General features: G+C 70.7%; 14 protein-coding genes. 3 read left to right on the forward strand and 11 right to left on the reverse strand.

What is annotated here, in order from left to right:
• Positions 1 to 1,067: branched-chain amino acid ABC transporter permease (locus tag FGF04_RS26730; protein WP_235882524.1), on the forward strand; the 1,067-nt coding region annotated here is incomplete at its 5' end.
• Positions 1,064 to 2,344 carry an ABC transporter substrate-binding protein gene (locus tag FGF04_RS26735; RefSeq protein WP_149513914.1) on the forward strand — a complete coding sequence of 427 codons (1,281 nt, stop codon included), beginning with the start codon at positions 1,064 to 1,066 and terminating at the stop codon, positions 2,342 to 2,344. The genes FGF04_RS26730 and FGF04_RS26735, both read left to right, overlap by 4 nt.
• 128 nt (positions 2,345 to 2,472) lie before the next feature.
• Here FGF04_RS26735 and pssA read toward each other — a convergent pair whose 3' ends face one another.
• The 9 genes from pssA to FGF04_RS26780 form a co-directional block, all read right to left on the reverse strand.
• The gene (gene pssA / locus FGF04_RS26740) at positions 2,473 to 3,291 is read right to left on the reverse strand and encodes a CDP-diacylglycerol--serine O-phosphatidyltransferase (RefSeq protein WP_149514373.1); all 819 of its coding nucleotides are present in this window, start codon (positions 3,289 to 3,291) and stop codon (positions 2,473 to 2,475) included.
• A gap of 22 nt (positions 3,292 to 3,313) precedes the next feature.
• Positions 3,314 to 3,970, reverse strand: a complete 657-nt coding sequence (locus FGF04_RS26745; protein ID WP_149513915.1) for a phosphatidylserine decarboxylase — start codon at positions 3,968 to 3,970, stop codon at positions 3,314 to 3,316.
• A gap of 169 nt (positions 3,971 to 4,139) precedes the next feature.
• Positions 4,140 to 5,345, reverse strand: coding sequence for an acyl-CoA dehydrogenase family protein (locus FGF04_RS26750; protein ID WP_149513916.1), 1,206 nt, complete (start codon positions 5,343 to 5,345; stop codon positions 4,140 to 4,142).
• Positions 5,346 to 5,347: 2 nt separating this feature from the next.
• Positions 5,348 to 5,875: a MaoC family dehydratase gene (locus FGF04_RS26755; protein ID WP_149513917.1), complete on the reverse strand. Its 528-nt coding sequence runs from the start codon at positions 5,873 to 5,875 to the stop codon at positions 5,348 to 5,350.
• 4 nt (positions 5,876 to 5,879) lie between these two features.
• Positions 5,880 to 6,854: an HpcH/HpaI aldolase/citrate lyase family protein gene (locus FGF04_RS26760; RefSeq protein WP_149513918.1), complete on the reverse strand. Its 975-nt coding sequence runs from the start codon at positions 6,852 to 6,854 to the stop codon at positions 5,880 to 5,882.
• Entirely contained in the window at positions 6,851 to 8,899 is a 2,049-nt protein-coding gene (locus FGF04_RS26765) for a protein meaA (protein ID WP_149513919.1), read from the reverse strand. The genes FGF04_RS26760 and FGF04_RS26765 overlap by 4 nt, the downstream gene beginning before the upstream one ends.
• Before the next feature lie 10 nt (positions 8,900 to 8,909).
• The gene (gene ccrA / locus FGF04_RS26770; protein ID WP_149513920.1) at positions 8,910 to 10,247 is read right to left on the reverse strand and encodes a crotonyl-CoA carboxylase/reductase; all 1,338 of its coding nucleotides are present in this window, start codon (positions 10,245 to 10,247) and stop codon (positions 8,910 to 8,912) included.
• 395 nt (positions 10,248 to 10,642) lie between these two features.
• Complete coding sequence (locus FGF04_RS26775) at positions 10,643 to 11,458, reverse strand: TetR family transcriptional regulator (protein WP_188114257.1); 816 nt, start codon at positions 11,456 to 11,458, stop codon at positions 10,643 to 10,645.
• A gap of 139 nt (positions 11,459 to 11,597) precedes the next feature.
• Positions 11,598 to 13,421, reverse strand: coding sequence for a 3-hydroxyacyl-CoA dehydrogenase family protein (locus FGF04_RS26780; protein WP_149513922.1), 1,824 nt, complete (start codon positions 13,419 to 13,421; stop codon positions 11,598 to 11,600).
• A gap of 419 nt (positions 13,422 to 13,840) precedes the next feature.
• Between FGF04_RS26780 and FGF04_RS26785 the strand changes: the two genes are divergently transcribed.
• Entirely contained in the window at positions 13,841 to 14,437 is a 597-nt protein-coding gene (locus FGF04_RS26785) for an adenylosuccinate lyase (protein ID WP_149513923.1), read from the forward strand.
• 377 nt (positions 14,438 to 14,814) lie between these two features.
• Here FGF04_RS26785 and FGF04_RS26790 read toward each other — a convergent pair whose 3' ends face one another.
• Together FGF04_RS26790 and FGF04_RS26795 are read right to left on the reverse strand one after the other, a co-directional pair.
• Positions 14,815 to 15,411: a GNAT family N-acetyltransferase gene (locus tag FGF04_RS26790; RefSeq protein ID WP_235882525.1), complete on the reverse strand. Its 597-nt coding sequence runs from the start codon at positions 15,409 to 15,411 to the stop codon at positions 14,815 to 14,817.
• Positions 15,408 to 15,806 carry a RidA family protein gene (locus FGF04_RS26795; protein WP_149513924.1) on the reverse strand — a complete coding sequence of 133 codons (399 nt, stop codon included), beginning with the start codon at positions 15,804 to 15,806 and terminating at the stop codon, positions 15,408 to 15,410. Before FGF04_RS26795 ends, FGF04_RS26790 begins: the two co-directional genes overlap by 4 nt.
• Positions 15,807 to 15,852 lie beyond the last annotated feature (46 nt).

Raw genomic sequence — 15,852 nt, forward strand, 5'->3', positions numbered from 1 at the left:
GCCCCGCCCGGTCCGCCGTCCGCAGGCGTACGTACCTGTGGGCCGCCGGCGGCCTCCTGCTGCTCCTGCCGCCCTTCTACCTGGACCGGTTCTGGCTGCAGGCGGGCCTGTTCGCGATGGCCGCGGCGATCGGGGCCATCGGGCTCAACCTGCTCACCGGCTCCACCGGCCAGCTCTCCATGGGGCACGCCTTCTTCCTCGCGATCGGCGCGTACGGCTACTGCGTGTTCGCCGCCGAGGGCGGTGACGGGCTGACCGGCCTGGGCCTGCCGACCTGGCTCGCGGCCGTCCTCGCCGTCCTGGTCGCGGGCCTGGCGGGCGGCGTCTTCAGCCCCATCGCGGGACGCCTGCGCGGCGCCTACCTGGGCATCGCCACCCTCGCGCTGATCTTCATCGGCCAGCACGTGCTGTTCAACGCGAAGGACCTCACCGGCGGCTTCAACGGCCGCGACGTACCGCCCCTGAGCCTGTTCGGGCTGACCTTCGACGACACCGAGCTCCTCGTCGCGAACGTCCCGTTCGGCTCCGCGGAGAAGCTCTGGTACGCGGGCCTCGTGCTGCTCTGCGGCTGCGGGCTCTTCGCCCGCGGGGTGCTGCGCGGGCGGCCCGGCCGCGCCATGAACGCGATCCGCGACCACCGCATCGCGGCCGGCGTCATCGGCGTGCCCGTGGCGCGCTACCGGGCCGCCGTCTTCGTCCTGTCCTCGATGTACGCCGGCCTGGCGGGCGTCCTGCTCGCCCTGGTCTTCCAGCGGACGGTGCCGGACTACTTCGGCATCACGCTGTCGCTCGAATACCTCGCCATGATCGTCATCGGCGGGCTCGGCTCGGTGTCGGGGGCGGTGGTCGGGGCGGTCTTCGTCTCCCTGCTGCCGCAGCTGCTGACCCGCTACAGCGACGCGCTGCCCCTGGTCTCCGCCCCGGGTACGGGCGGGGTCGCACCGGGCGAGGCATCCCGGTACCTCTACGGCGCCGCCGTCGTCGCGGTGGTGCTCTTCCTGCCCGGCGGCCTGCTCAGGGTGGCCGCCGGGCGACGCTTCAGGACCGATCCAGGGGAGGAACGATGAGCACGAGGAACACGAACCGCACGGTCAGGGTGACCGCGGGGGCCCTCGCGGCGCTGCTGCTGCTGTCCGGCTGCAGCTCCAAGGCCAAGGACGACGACGGCAAGAAGGGCGACAGCGCCGCGGGGGAGGTGAAGACCGGCGAGGGCATCTCCGGCAAGACCATCACCCTGGGCGCCCTCACCGACATGACGGGGGTGTACGCGACCCTCGGCAAGAGCGTCACCCAGGCCCAGCAGCTCTACGTGAAGCAGCTGAACGCCGACGGGGGCGTGTGCGGCTACCAGGTCGAGCTGACCGTCCGCGACCACGGCTACGACCCGCAGAAGGCCCTCTCCGGCTATACGGAGCTGGCGCCCGAGGTGCTCGGGTTCGTGCAGTTCATCGGCTCGCCGTTCGTCGCCGCGGCCAAGCCGCGCATCGACGGCCAGGACAAGGCCCTGGTCCTGCCGCAGGCCTGGTCGTCCTCGCTCCTGGGCAGCTCCTACATCCGGGTCATCGGGTCCACGTACGACATCGAGACGATCAACGCGATCGACTTCCTGATGAAGGAGAAGGGCCTCAAGAAGGGCGACAAGGTCGGGCACGTCTACTTCGAGGGCGACTACGGCGAGAGCGCGCTGACCGGTTCCGAGCACATCGCGAAGGAGGCCGGGCTGACCGTCGTGGAGCAGAAGATCAAGCCGACCGACAACGACATGACCGCGCAGGTCGCCGCCCTGAAGAAGGCGGGCGTCAAGGCGGTCGTGATCAGTGCGGGCCCGCGCCAGGCGGCTTCCCTGGTCGGCGTCGCCGCGGCCGGCGGCTTCGACGTCCCGGTCATCGGCAACAACTCGGCCTTCGCCCCGCAGCTCCTCGCCACCCAGGCGGGCCCGGCGCTGGAGAAGAACTACTGGGTGGCCTCGCCCTCGCTGCCCATCGGCGCGGACACCCCGGAGGCGAAGAAGGTGGTGGCCGACTACAAGAAGGCGTACCCGAAGGACGCCCTCGACAACGGCGTGGTCGCCGGCTGGACGGCCGCCACCACGTTCGGCGAGGCCCTGAAGAAGGCCTGCGCGAACAAGGACCTGACCCGCCAGGGCGTGGACAAGGCCCTGCTCACCCTCAACGCCCTGGACGCGGGCTTCGGCACGGTGCAGGACTTCAGCGACCCCAAGGCCCCCTCCTCCAAGGAGAGCGTCATCCTCCAGCCCGACAAGTCGGCCACGGGCGGCATGAAGGTGATCCAGCAGCCAAAGGCCTCAACAGTGGCAGAGGCGTACACGGCAACCGCCCCCTAAGGGGCGCGGGGAACTGCGCGAGCAACCCCCACGCACCCGCACTGCGCCGCACAAGGGAAGGGCCCCGAACCAAAAAGGTTCGGGGCCCTTCCCACACACAGACACACAGGCAAACGCAACTACGGCAACTACGGCAGCTGCGCAGCCCGCGCCTCCCGCCGGTTGTCCCGGAAGTTATTGACCCTCCGAGCCGTGGCGAAGAGGGGAATCACGGCCCCCATCACCAGCTGCAACGCACACCCGGTCTGCAGCAGCAGCTGCCCGCCGGGAGCCTCGAAGGCCCACGCGGCCAGCAGCGCCATGCTCAGCACGATCCAGGAGAGCATCGCCCCGGCGAGGCGCCCCCGCGGCTTCGGGTACTCGACCCGGCTGACCATGAGCCACGCCGTACCGATGATCGCCATGAGCGTGGCGACGAACGGCAGCTCGAGCAGCACGATGGACACGACCGTCAGCGCACCGAACGGCGAGGGCATGCCCTGGAACGTGCCGTCCTTGACCGTGACGCACGAGAACCTCGCGAGGCGCAGCACCACGGCCAGCAGGACCACGATCGCGCCGACCGCCGCCACCCGCTGGTGCGCGTCGTCGGCGACCATGCCGTACACGAGCACGAAGTACGCCGGCGCCAGACCGAAGCTGATCAGGTCCGAGAGGTTGTCCAGCTCCGCGCCCATGGGGGAGGAGCGCAGCTTGCGGGCGACCAGGCCGTCGAACAGGTCGAAGACCGCGGCGCACAGCATCAGGATCACGGCGGTCGCGGCGCTGTGCCGCGCCATGCCGGTCTCCTGGCTGCCGGTGAGGTGCGGGATCAGGATGCCGGTGGTGGTGAAGTACACCGCCATGAAGCCGCACGTGGCGTTACCGAGGGTGAGCGTGTCCGCTATCGACAGACGGAGGGAGAGGGGCATCTCCTCCTCGTCGTCGAGGTCGTCCGCCTCGGGCACCCAGCCTGTCTGCGTATCGGGATCAGCCACGGTCAATGCGAGTCACCCCTGCCACGGTCTTCTGACCGACCTCCACGTCGACCTCCACACCCTCGGGGAGGTAGATGTCGACGCGCGACCCGAAGCGGATCAGGCCGATCCGCTCGCCCTGCTCGACCTTCGTGCCCTGCGGGACGTACGGCACGATGCGCCGCGCGACCGCGCCGGCGATCTGGATCATCTCGATGTCACCGAGCTCGGTGTCGAAGTGCCAGACGACGCGCTCGTTGTTCTCGCTCTCCTTGTTGAACGCCGGAACGAACCCGCCGGGGATGTGCTCGACGGAGGTCACCGTGCCCGCGAGGGGCGCGCGGTTGACGTGGACGTTCAGCGGGCTCATGAAGATCGCGACGCGGGTGCGCCCGTCCTTCCACGGCATGATGCTCTGCACCACGCCGTCGGCGGGCGAGATGACCCGGCCCTGGGTGATCTCGCGCTCGGGGTCGCGGAAGAACCACAGCATGCCCGCCGCGAGAGCGGTGGCGGGCACGGCCACTGCCTTGGCGGCGCCGGACTTGCGCGCGCGTACCAGGCTGAGGGCTGCGGTGGCGACGGTCGGGAAGAGCCACGGCGATGCTCCGCGCGCAAGACGTACGCCGGCCCGGCTGTCGCGTGGTGCAGAGGTTTGGCTGTGGGGCATGGATGACCTTCGTAGCGGATGATGCCGCACGGTGACTGGGGACGGCGGCTTTCCAGAATCGTACCGGTCGCGGACGACAACTGGGTAAGCCAGGCAACCGAGTCGGTGTCCGAAGAGCGCTGACGGGGTGTGATCTTGTTCTCGGTTAAAGTACCCCGAACAGGTATATCTATCCCTGCAGCCGGTACTCCTCCAGCAGTCGGCGCCCGATGATCATTTTCTGGATCTCGGCGGTCCCCTCGCCGATCAGCAGCATCGGGGCCTCCCGGTAGAGGCGCTCGATCTCGTACTCCTTGGAGAAGCCGTAGCCCCCGTGGATGCGGAAGGCGTCCTCCACGACCTCCTTGCAGTACTCGGAGGCGAGGTACTTCGCCATCCCCGCTTCGAGGTCGTTTCGTTCCCCGGAGTCCTTTTTGCGTGCCGCATTCACCATCATCGCATGGGCGGCCTCGACCTTGGTGGCCATCTCGGCCAGCTTGAACTGGATGGCCTGGTGCTGGGCGATCGGCTTGCCGAAGGTGTGCCGCTGCTGGGCGTAGGAGACCCCCAGCTCGAAGGCACGCTGCGCGACACCGCAGCCACGCGCGGCCACGTTCACCCGGCCGACCTCGACGCCGTCCATCATCTGGTAAAAACCTCGTCCGGTGGCGCCGCCGAGCACCCGGTCGGCCGGAACGCGCAGGCCGTCCATGATCAGCTCGGTGGTGTCGACCCCCTTGTACCCCATTTTGTCGATCTTGCCGGGGATGGTCAGGCCCGGGCGCACCTCACCGAAACCGGGCTCCTTCTCCACCAGGAAGGTCGTCATCGACTTGTGCGGTGCGGTGCCCTCGGGGTGTCCTTCGTCACTTTTGACGAGGACGGCCACGAGCGTCGACGAGCCGCCGTTCGTGAGCCACATCTTCTGGCCGTTCAGGACGTACTCGTCGCCGTCCCGCACCGCCTTCGACGTGATGGCCGACACGTCGGAGCCCAGGGCCGGCTCGGACATGGAGAACGCGCCGCGCACCTCGCCCGCCGCCATGCGCGGCAGGAAGTGCTCGCGCTGCTCCTGCGTGCCGTGCTGCTTGAGCATGTAGGCCACGATGAAGTGGGTGTTGATGATGCCGGACACCGACATCCAGCCGCGGGCGATCTCCTCCACGCACAGCGCGTAGGTGAGCAGCGACTCGCCGAGGCCCCCGTACTCCTCGGGGATCATCAGGCCGAACAGGCCCAGTTCCTTGAGTCCGTCGACGATCGCCTGCGGGTACTCGTCGCGGTGCTCCAGTTCGGTCGCGACCGGGATGATCTCCTTGTCCACGAAGTCCCGTACGGTCGACAGGATCTCCTGCTGGACGTCGGTGAGACCGGCGGTCCGGGCGAGTCGCGCCATGGCTACTTCTCCGTCTTCTTCTCCGCGGGAGCCTTGGGCTCCGGGCGGCCGGGCTGCTCGCCGCCGCGTTCCTTGATGTACGTCTCGGTGGGGACCATCACCTTGCGGCGGAACACGCAGACCAGCGTGCCGTCCTGCTTGTAGCCCTTCGTCTCGACGTACACGATCCCGCGGTCGTTCTTCGACCGGGAGGGCGTCTTGTCGAGGACCGTGGTCTCGCCGTAGACCGTGTCCCCGTGGAAGGTCGGCGCGACGTGCTTGAGCGACTCGACCTCCAGGTTGGCGATGGCCTTGCCCGACACGTCGGGGACGGACATGCCCAGCAGCAGCGAGTAGATGTAGTTCCCGACCACCACGTTCTTCTTGAAGTCGGTGGTGTTCTCCGCGTAGTTGGCGTCCAGGTGGAGCGGGTGGTGGTTCATGGTCAGCAGACAGAAGAGGTGGTCGTCGTACTCGGTGACCGTCTTCCCGGGCCAGTGCTTGTAGACCGCCCCGACCTCGAACTCTTCGTAGGTTCGCCCGAATTGCATGTGCTCAGGCCTCCGGGGCTTCGAACTTCGAGGTGCGCTGCATACCGGCGGCGCGGCCCTTGCCCGAGACGACCAGTGCCATCTTGCGGCTGGCCTCGTCGATCATCTCGTCGCCGAGCATCGCCGAGCCCTTCTTGCCGCCCGCCTCGGAGGTGTAGTACTCGTACGCGTCCAGGATCAGTTCGGCGTGGTCGAAGTCCTCCTGCGAGGGCGAGAAGATCTCGTTCGACGCCTCGACCTGTCCCGGGTGCAGCACCCACTTGCCGTCGAAGCCGAGGGCGGCGGCCCGCCCGGCGACCTCGCGGTAGCCGTCGACGTTGCGGATCTGCAGGTAGGGGCCGTCGATCGCCTGGAGGTCGTTGGCGCGCGCGGCCATCAGGATCTTCATCAGGATGTAGTGGTAGGCGTCCGCCGGGTAGCCGGGCGGCTGCTCGCCCACGACCAGCGACTTCATGTTGATCGACGCCATGAAGTCGGCCGGGCCGAAGATGATCGTCTCGACGCGCGGGGAGGCCGTCGCGATCTCGTTGACGTTGTTGAGGCCCTTGGCGTTCTCGATCTGCGCCTCGATGCCGATCCTGCCGACCTCGAAGCCCATCGTCTTCTCGATCTGGGTCAGGAGCAGGTCGAGGGCGACCACCTGCTGGGCGTCCTGGACCTTCGGCAGCATGATGCAGTCCAGGTTGGGCCCGGCGCCCTCGACGACCGTCACGACGTCGCGGTACGTCCACTCGGTCGTCCAGTCGTTCACGCGCACGACCCGTGTCTTGCCCGTCCAGTCGCCCTCGTTGAGGAACTTGACGACGGTGTGCCGCGCCTCGGGCTTGGCGAGCGGCGCGCAGGCGTCCTCCAGGTCCAGGAAGACCTGGTCGGCCGGCAGGCCCTGGGCCTTCTCCAGGAAGCGGGGGTTCGAGCCGGGCACGGCCAGGCAGGAACGCCGCGGGCGCAGCCGGTTCACCTGGGGGGCGGGGCTGGTCATGCGGGGACCTCCAGAGGGTCGAGCTTGTTCGCTGAGCGGATCTCGTCGACGATACGGCCGATGATTCCGGTGATGTCGAAGTCCTTCGGGGTGAAGACCGCGGCCACTCCCGCGGCCCTGAGCAGCTCGGCGTCGGCGTTCGGGATGATCCCGCCGGCGATCACCGGGATGTCGTCGGCGCCGGCCTCGCGCAGCCGTTCCAGCACGTCGGGCACCAGCTGGGCGTGGGAGCCCGACAGGATGGACAGGCCGACGCCGTGGACGTCCTCGGCGACGGCCGCGGACACGATCTCCTCCGGGGTGAGCCGGATGCCCTGGTAGACCACCTCGAAGCCGGCGTCCCGGGCCCGCACGGCGATCTGCTCGGCGCCGTTGGAGTGCCCGTCCAGGCCCGGCTTGCCGACCAGGAAGCGCAGCTTGCCGACGCCGAGGTCCTTCGCGGTCAGCTCCACCTTGCGGCGCACGGCGGCCATCGCGGTGCCCTCCTCGGCGGCGACCGCGAGGGGCGCGGACGAGACGCCGGTGGGGGCGCGGAACTCGCCGAACACCTCGCGCAGCGCGCCCGCCCACTCGCCGGTCGTGACCCCGGCGCGGGCGCACTCCAGGGTGGCCTCCATGAGGTTGCCGGTGCCCTGCGCGGCCTCCTTCAGCCGCTCCAGCGCCTTGCACGGGCGCGGGTGGTTGAAGGGCGGCTGGTAGCGGGTGTCGCGCCACTCCTGGAGGGCGGCGGTCACCCGGGCCTCGACCGCGGGGTCGACCGTCTGGATCGCGGCGTCCAGGTCGGCGGTGAGCGGGTTCGGCTCCGTCGACTCGAAGACGTTGACGCCGACGATCTTCTCCTCGCCCGACTCGATACGGGCCCTGCGCTCGGCGTGCGAGGCGACGAGCTGCGACTTCAGGTAGCCCGACTCGACGGCCGCCATCGCGCCGCCCATCTCCTGGATCCGGTCGATCTCGGCGAACGACTCCTCGACCAGCCGGGCGACCTTCGCCTCGACGACGTGCGAGCCCTCGAAGAGGTCCTCGTACTCCAGCAGGTCGCTCTCGTAGGCGAGGACCTGCTGCATCCGCAGCGACCACTGCTGGTCCCAGGGCCGGGGCAGCCCCAGCGCCTCGTTCCAGGCGGGCAGCTGCACGGCACGCGCGCGGGCGTCCTTGGAGAGGGTCACGGCCAGCATCTCCAGCACGATCCGCTGGATGTTGTTCTCCGGCTGCGCCTCGGTCAGCCCCAGGGAGTTGACCTGGACCCCGTACCGGAACCGGCGGTGCTTCGGGTTCTCGATGCCGTAGCGCTCGCGGGTGATCCGGTCCCAGATGCGGCCGAATGCCCGCATCTTGCACATCTCCTCGACGAAGCGGACGCCCGCGTTGACGAAGAAGGAGATGCGCGCGACCACGTCCCCCTTCTGGTCCTCGCGGATCTGCCCGGACGCGAACACCGCGTCGAGCACGGCGATCGCGGTGGACATCGCGTACGCGATCTCCTGGACCGGCGTGGCGCCCGCCTCCTGCAGGTGGTAGCTGCAGATGTTGATCGGGTTCCACTTCGGGATGTGGTTGACCGTGTAGCAGATCATGTCGGTCGTCAGCCGCAGGGAGGGCACCGGCGGGAACACGTGCGTGCCCCGCGACAGGTACTCCTTCACGATGTCGTTCTGCGTCGTCCCCTGGAGCTGCGTGATGTCGGCGCCCTGCTCCTCGGCGACGACCTGGTAGAGCGCCAGCAGCCACATGGCGGTGGCGTTGATGGTCATCGAGGTGTTCATCCGCTCCAGGGGGATGTCCTGGAACAGCCGGCGCATGTCACCCAGGTGCGACACCGGGACGCCGACCCGGCCGACCTCGCCGCGGGCGAGGACGTGGTCGGGGTCGTAGCCGGTCTGGGTCGGCAGGTCGAAGGCGACCGACAGACCCGTCTGCCCCTTGGCGAGGTTGCGCCGGTACAGCTCGTTGGACGCCTCGGCGGTGGAGTGGCCGGCGTAGGTCCGCATGAGCCACGGCCGGTCCCGTTCTTTCCGCTCCTGCGGCGGCTGGCGCTCTGTCATGGGATGGCCCTCAGACGTTCCGGAAGCGGTTGATGGCGTCGATGTGCCGGGCGCGCTTCTCGTGGTCGCGCACCCCGAGCCCCTCCTGCGGGGCCAGCGCCAGGACGCCGACCTTGCCCTGGTGGAGGTTGCGGTGCACGTCGTACGCGGCTTGCCCGGTGTCCTCCAGCGCGTACACCTTGGAGAGCGTCGGGTGGATCTTGCCCTTCGCTATCAGCCGGTTGGCCTCCCACGCCTCGCGGTAGTTGGCGAAGTGCGAGCCGATGATCCGCTTCAGCGACATCCACAGGTAGCGGTTGTCGTACTCGTGCATGTAGCCCGAGGTGGAGGCGCAGGTGGTGATCGTGCCGCCCTTGCGCGTGACGTAGACGGAGGCGCCGAAGGTCTCGCGGCCCGGGTGCTCGAAGACGATGTCGATGTCCTCGCCGCCGGTGAACTCGCGGATGCGCTTGCCGAAGCGCTTCCACTCCTTGGGGTCCTGGGTGCGCTCGTCCTTCCAGAACCGGTAGTCCTCGGCGTTGCGGTCGATGATCGCCTCGGCGCCCATCGCCCGGCAGATGTCCGCCTTCTGCGGGCTGCTCACCACGCAGATGGGGTTGGCCCCGCCGGCCAGCGCGAACTGGGTGGCGTACGAGCCGAGGCCGCCGCTGGCGCCCCAGATGAGGACGTTGTCGCCCTGCTTCATCCCGGCGCCGTTGCGCGACACCAGCTGCCGGTACGCGGTGGAGTTGACCAGGCCGGGGGCGGCGGCCTCCTCCCACGAGAGGTGGTCGGGCTTGGGCATCAGCTGGTTGGACTTGACGAGGGCGATCTCGGCGAGGCCGCCGAAGTTGGTCTCGAAGCCCCAGATGCGCTGCTCGGGGTCGAGCATCGTGTCGTTGTGCCCGTCGGAGGACTCCAGCTCGACGGACAGGCAGTGCGCGACGACCTCGTCGCCGGGGTGCCAGGCGTTCACGCCCGGCCCGGTGCGCAGCACGACGCCCGCGAGGTCCGAGCCGATGACGTGGTACGGCAGGTCGTGGCGCTTGGTGAGCTCGCTGAGCTTCCCGTAACGCTCCAGGAACCCGAAGGTCGACAGGGGCTCGAAGATCGAGGTCCACACCGAGTTGTAGTTGACCGAGGAGGCCATCACGGCCACCAGGGCCTCGCCGGGGCCGAGCTCCGGCACGGGCACGTCGTCGAGGTGGATGGACTTGCGGGGGTCCTTGTCGCGGGTGGTGAGCCCGGCGAACATCTCCGTCTCGTCCTTGTGCACGGTGATCGCGCGGTAGGACTCGGGGAGCGGCAGGGCGGCGAAGTCGGCGGACGTGGCGGTCTGCGACTGGATCGCGTCCAGGATGTCCTTCACGGTGTTGCCTCCGGCGATGAGCGTCCGAGGAGAACGCTGAGGGTTACGTCGGGGTGGGTAGCCGTGGGCTACCGGCTGCTGGTGGTGCGTGCCGTCGGTTCGGCGGGGTGGTGCTCGGCAGCGCTTTGTGGCGCGGAAGGGTGCCTGTGACGCAGGCGTCCGGGCGCGCAGGCCATGGCTTGCGGGGACAGCCGACGTACGAAGGATCTCTGCACGTCGGCCGCCCGGACACCTTCAACGTATGACACGCCGTGCCATCTAGCAAGGCACCGAGTGCCAACAATTTCTCTCACTTGTCATCTGGGCGTCACAGATGAGCGATGATCGATCAGCTAGGGCACGGAAAAGGGGCACATCCGTACGGATGTGCCCCTTCGCGGGTCTGTGAGGCCGTCCTACGACCGTTCCTTGAGGGCCTGCTCGATCGTGCGCATCACCTGGTGGAGCGGTGCGTCGACCCGGGCGACGGTCACCAGGACCTCGCCTTCCACGGAGGCGGTGGACAGCGGTGCCTGGTGCGGGGAGGCGTCCCGGCCGGCGCCTATCCCGGTGCCGAAGGTCTTGCGGACGATGGAGAAGGCGTGGTCCAGCTGGGCCTCGACGTCGCCCTGGCCGCCGGCCCGCAGCCACCTGCGCAGGACGTGGTTGTGGGCGGTGACCACGGCCGAGGCCGCGACCTCCGCGAGCAGCGGGTCGTCGTTGGCGTCGTCGTCGTGGGCATGCTCGTCGAAGTGACCCAACAGATAGCGGGTGAACAGCCGTTCGTACCGGGCCACGGAGGCGATCTCCGCCTCGCGCAGGGTCGGCACCTCGCGGGTGAGCTTGTAGCGCGAGACCGAGATCTCCGGCCGGGCCGCGTACATCTTCATGACTTCCTTGATCCCGCGGCACACCGTGTCCAGGGGGTGCTCGTGGGCCGGCGCGGCGTTGAGCACGGCCTCGGCCCGGATCAGGGTGTCGTCGTGGTCGGGGAAGATGGCCTCTTCCTTGGAGCGGAAGTGCCGGAAGAAGGTGCGCCGGGCGACCCCGGCCGCGGCCGCGATCTCGTCGACCGTCGTCGCCTCGTACCCCTTCGTCGCGAAGAGCTCCATCGCGGCGGCCGCCAGCTCGCGGCGCATCTTGAGCCGTTGCGCGGCCGCGCGGCCGCCCGCGGCGCTCTCCGGCGCGTCGGACGGGGCTGGGGTACGGGAGGACTTGGCGGGCTGGGACATGCCCCGAACGTACTGCATGGACGCGCCGGAGCGCTCGTGACCGGGTCTTTCCCCGCCGGGGGAGGACGCGGAACCGGGGTCCCCGCGTCCGGGGGCGGGCACGTCGGGCCGGTCCCCGGGCCCGTCGTCGCGCGGCGGCTCAGCGCCGCGCATGTTCGCGGAAGCCGCGGCCCGTCTTGCGGCCGAGGCAGCCCGCGGCCACCAGGTGCTCCAGGAGGGGCGCCGGGGCGAGCCCCGGGTCGCGGAACTCGCGGTGCAGCACCTTCTCGATGGCCAGCGACACGTCCAGGCCGACCACGTCCAGGAGCTCGAAGGGGCCCATCGGGTAGCCGCCGCCGAGCTTCATCGCGGCGTCGATGTCGTCGGGCGTCGCGTAGTGCTGCTCGACCATCTTGATCGCGTTGTTCAGGTACGGGAACAGCAGCGCGTTCACGATGAAGCCCGCCCGGTCGCCGCAGTCCACCGGGTGCTTGCGGACCTTCGCGCACAGCTCGCGGACCGTGGCGTGCACGTCGTCCGCCGTCAGGACCGTGCGCACCACCTCGACCAGCTTCATCGCGGGCGCCGGGTTGAAGAAGTGCATGCCGATCACGTCCTGCGGCCGTGAGGTGGCGCGGGCGCAGGCGACGACCGGCAGCGAGGAGGTCGTCGTGGCCAGGATCGCTCCAGGCTTGCAGACCTCGTCGAACACCGCGAACAGCTGCTGCTTGACCTCCAGGTCCTCGGCGACGGCCTCCAGCGCCAGGTCGACGCCGGCGAAGGCGTCGTAGGAACCCGCCGGGGTGATGCGCCCGAGCGTCTCCTCGGCCGCCTCGGCCGTCATACGGCCCTTGCCGACGGAGCGCGCGAGCGACGCGCTGATACGGGCCTTCGCGCCCTGCGCCTTCTCCTCGCTGCGCGCGGCCAGCACGACCTCGTACCCGGCCTTCGCGAAGACCTCGGCGATGCCGGACGCCATCGTCCCGGACCCCGCGACCCCCACCGAGCGCACCGGCCGGGTCGCGGGCGGGGACCCCGCGGCGCGGGGCGTCAGCGCGTCCGGGACGACGGTCGCGCTGCCCGGCGCGTCGTACGTGTAGAAGCCGCGGCCCGCCTTGCGCCCGGTCAGCCCCGCCTCGCTGAGCTGCTTCAGGACGGGCGCGGGCGCGTGCAGCCGGTCATGCGACTCGGCGTACATGGCCTCCAGGACCGTGCGCGCGGTGTCGATGCCGATCAGGTCGAGCAGGGCGAGCGGGCCCATCGGCAGGCCGCAGCCGAACCGCATCGCGGCGTCGATGTCCTCGCGGCCGGCGTACTTCGCCTCGTACATCGCGGCGGCCTGGTTGAGGTAGCCGAAGAGCAGGCCGTCGGCGACGAAACCGGGGCGGTCGCCGACCGCGACGGGCTCCTTGCCGAGTTCGAGCGCGAGGTCGGTGACCGCGGCGACGGCCCCCGGCGCGGTCAGCACGGACGAGACGACCTCGACGAGCTTCATCGCCGGCGCCGGGTTGAAGAAGTGCAGCCCGAGCACCCGTTCGGGGTGCGCCGAGTCGGCGGCCAGCCGTGTGACCGACAGCGCGTTCGTGCCGGTCGCCAGGATCGCCCCCGGCCGCACGACGGCGTCCAGCTCCTTGAAGATCCGGTGCTTGACCTCGTACGACTCGGGCGCCACCTCGATCACCAGGTCGGCGTCGGCCGCGGCCCGCAGGTCGGTGGAGGTGCGGAAGCGGGCGAGGGTGTCGTCGCGCTCCTGCTCGGTGAGGCGCCCGCGCCGCACCGCACGGGCGGTCGCGGACCCGAGCGCACCGACGGCCTGGGCCGCGGCGGCCTCGCTGACGTCGATGCCGACGACCTCGCGGCCGGCCCGGGCGAGGATCTCGGCGATCCCGGTGCCCATCGTGCCGAGGCCGACGACGGCGACGGTCTTGAGAGCGGTCCCCGACGACGGGGCGGACAAGGAGGGGTCGGACAGGGGAGCGGCCATCGCGGGACTCCAGGAATGAGTGACGACTGAGGGACGCACCGGGGTGCGCCGAGGGGCGCACGGAGTGCGGAAGGTGCGCATCCGGAAACGGATGCCGGTGCTGCCGGGCTGCCAAGCGCACACGCCCGGTGCCATGCGCGCAGGTGCGGAGCACCGCCCGCGCGACGGCGAGGAGGATCCGACCGGCCCTGTCCCGGGGCCGTGCCGTACTGAGGTACCTGAAGTACCGAACCGACCAGCTCCTCCACCGCTCTGGAGCGGGGAGGCGATCCCGCGGCGGCTGCGTCACCAGGCCACCACGGGTGAGTCGACGAGTGGGTAACTCGCTCGAATGAGCTTAACCCGCGGGTAACGAGCGCGCCAGAGTGCGTACGGAACAGGTCTGTGTGACCTGCGTCGCCGCCGCTACCCTCTGCGTCATGGACGAAGAGTTGCGAGCGCTCACCCAGCGCTTACGGCAGGAGGCGGGCGCCGCGGCGTCCCTCTCGTACGAACGACTGGCTGCGACCCATGACCTGGACGCGCTCGCCGCCGTGCTCGTCGCCCCCGAACAGCCGCTCTGGGCACGGGAACTGGCCGCCTTCAGGCTCGGCGTCGCCGGTGACCGCAGGGCCTTCGAGGCGCTCGTCCTGCTGCTCAACCACCGCGACCCGCAGCGCTGCGCGTCCGCCGCGTACGCCCTGGCGCGGCTCGGCGACCCGCGCACCGCCCGGGCGGCCGCCGCCCTCGCCACCAACGAACTGCGCGTCGCCTACGCCCTGCACCCGGTCCGGCTCCTGGTCGAACTGCGCGCCCCGGAGTCCGTCCCCGCGCTCGTCACCACCCTGGCCCGCAGGTTCCGGCCGCACGACCCCTACCGCCGGGTCGCCCTCGCGTGCGTGGAAGGGCTGGGCGCGCTCGGCGACGAGAAGGCGCGGCCCGTCCTCAACGAGGCGCTGGTCCACCCGGAGTTGGCCCGCGCCGCGGCCGACGCGCTGAAACGGCTCCCGGCCCAGCGGGCGCCGCGCAGCGGGTAGGGCCCGGCGCGTCCCGGGTGCCGCTGTGTCGCTGTGTCGCGCGGAGGGGGGCCGACGGGCCGCCTCCCGCAACGCCTCGTCGACCGTACCCACCGCGTCGTCCCGAGCGTAGTGCCGCCGGCCCGCGGCCACCCCCGGACGTACCCGCAAATGTGGCTCCGTCCCGCCCCGGAGCCCCGCACGCGACCGGGAGCCGGGAAAACGCGAGGCGCGGGCGGCCCGGGGCGGGGCGGCGCCCGGCGGGACGGCCGACCCGCGCCTGATGAGCGGGTCGTACGGCCCGCCGGACCGTTGTGGGACGGGGGCGGCGCAGAGATGGACGGACCGGTTCCGGCGACCGCGCGAGGCCGCACGACCCCGGTGCCCCGGAAGGGACTTCAGACGGCGGCGGTGTCCTGTACGGCCGCTCCCAGCGGGCGGGCGTAACGCACCTCGGGCACCCGCGCGCCCCCCACCTCGAAGGGCTCCTCGGCGCCGTCCGCGGCGAAGCCCGCCTTCTCGTAGAAGCGGCGCGCGTCCGCGTTCTCCCGGAGCACCCACAGCAGCATCCGGTCGTGGCCCGCGGCGGCGCAGCGCGCGAGCGACTCCCGCAGCAGCGCGCGGCCCACCCCGCGCCCGATCCGGTCGGGAGCGACGTAGATCGCGTACAGCTCGGCGCCCGCGGCGCGCTGCCCGCCGCCGCTGCCATCGCCGCTGCCGCTGCCGCTGCCGCTGTCGCCGTCGTCGCGGTACGGGCCGTGGCAGGACCAGCCGACGACCTCGCCGTCCCACTCCGCGACCAGGTTCACCACCCCCGCGCCCGCCTGCTCGAAGTGCGCCCGGCGGCGCGGCAGCTCGGCCGCCACGTCCAGCCCGTCCAGGTACGGCTGGGGCATCAGCCCCGCGTACGCGTGCTGCCAGCCGCGTACGCGGATCTCCGCCACGCGGGGGCAGTCGGCGAGCGTCATCGCGCGGACGGCCGGACCGTGGCTCATTCGGGTACCACCGCGAACGCCTCGATCTCCATGAGGAACTCCGGGCGCACCAGGGCGGCGACCTGCACGGCCGAGGCGGCCGGCAGGCGGTCCGGCGCGATGTGCTCGTCCCGGGCCGCGCGGACGGCCGGCATGTGGGCCATGTCCGTGACGAAGAAGGTCAGTTTGACCACGTCGTCGAAGCCGGCGCCGGCCGCGGCCAGACAGCGCCGCAGGTTCTCGAAGACCTGCCGGGCCTGCGCCGCCGGGTCGCCCTCGCCGACGAGCGCGCCGTCCTCGTCGAGCGGCAGCTGGCCCGAGACCGCCACGAAGCGGCCCGTGCCCAGGACGACGTGCGAGTACGCGGCGGCGGGCGCGACCCCGTCGGGGGCGGCGATGCGGAGCGGTCCGGTCATGGGCCCATCCTGCACCACCGCACCGACACCGCCCCCGACGGGCCGT

The sequence above is a fragment of the Streptomyces apricus genome, assembly GCF_008369065.1.
GTDB classification, from domain to species: domain Bacteria; phylum Actinomycetota; class Actinomycetes; order Streptomycetales; family Streptomycetaceae; genus Streptomyces; species Streptomyces apricus.

Bases quoted from the DNA above. Each gene is read 5' to 3' on its own strand.
- FGF04_RS26735 (WP_149513914.1), top strand. From the start codon at position 1,064: ATGAGCACGAGGAACACGAACCGCACGGTCAGGGTGACCGCGGGGGCC.
- FGF04_RS26745 (WP_149513915.1), bottom strand. From the start codon at position 3,970: ATGCCCCACAGCCAAACCTCTGCACCACGCGACAGCCGGGCCGGCGTA.
- FGF04_RS26750 (WP_149513916.1), bottom strand. From the start codon at position 5,345: ATGGCGCGACTCGCCCGGACCGCCGGTCTCACCGACGTCCAGCAGGAG.
- FGF04_RS26755 (WP_149513917.1), bottom strand. From the start codon at position 5,875: ATGCAATTCGGGCGAACCTACGAAGAGTTCGAGGTCGGGGCGGTCTAC.
- FGF04_RS26760 (WP_149513918.1), bottom strand. From the start codon at position 6,854: ATGACCAGCCCCGCCCCCCAGGTGAACCGGCTGCGCCCGCGGCGTTCC.
- FGF04_RS26765 (WP_149513919.1), bottom strand. From the start codon at position 8,899: ATGACAGAGCGCCAGCCGCCGCAGGAGCGGAAAGAACGGGACCGGCCG.
- FGF04_RS26775 (WP_188114257.1), bottom strand. From the start codon at position 11,458: ATGTCCCAGCCCGCCAAGTCCTCCCGTACCCCAGCCCCGTCCGACGCG.
- FGF04_RS26780 (WP_149513922.1), bottom strand. From the start codon at position 13,421: ATGGCCGCTCCCCTGTCCGACCCCTCCTTGTCCGCCCCGTCGTCGGGG.
- FGF04_RS26785 (WP_149513923.1), top strand. From the start codon at position 13,841: ATGGACGAAGAGTTGCGAGCGCTCACCCAGCGCTTACGGCAGGAGGCG.
- FGF04_RS26790 (WP_235882525.1), bottom strand. From the start codon at position 15,411: ATGAGCCACGGTCCGGCCGTCCGCGCGATGACGCTCGCCGACTGCCCC.
- FGF04_RS26795 (WP_149513924.1), bottom strand. From the start codon at position 15,806: ATGACCGGACCGCTCCGCATCGCCGCCCCCGACGGGGTCGCGCCCGCC.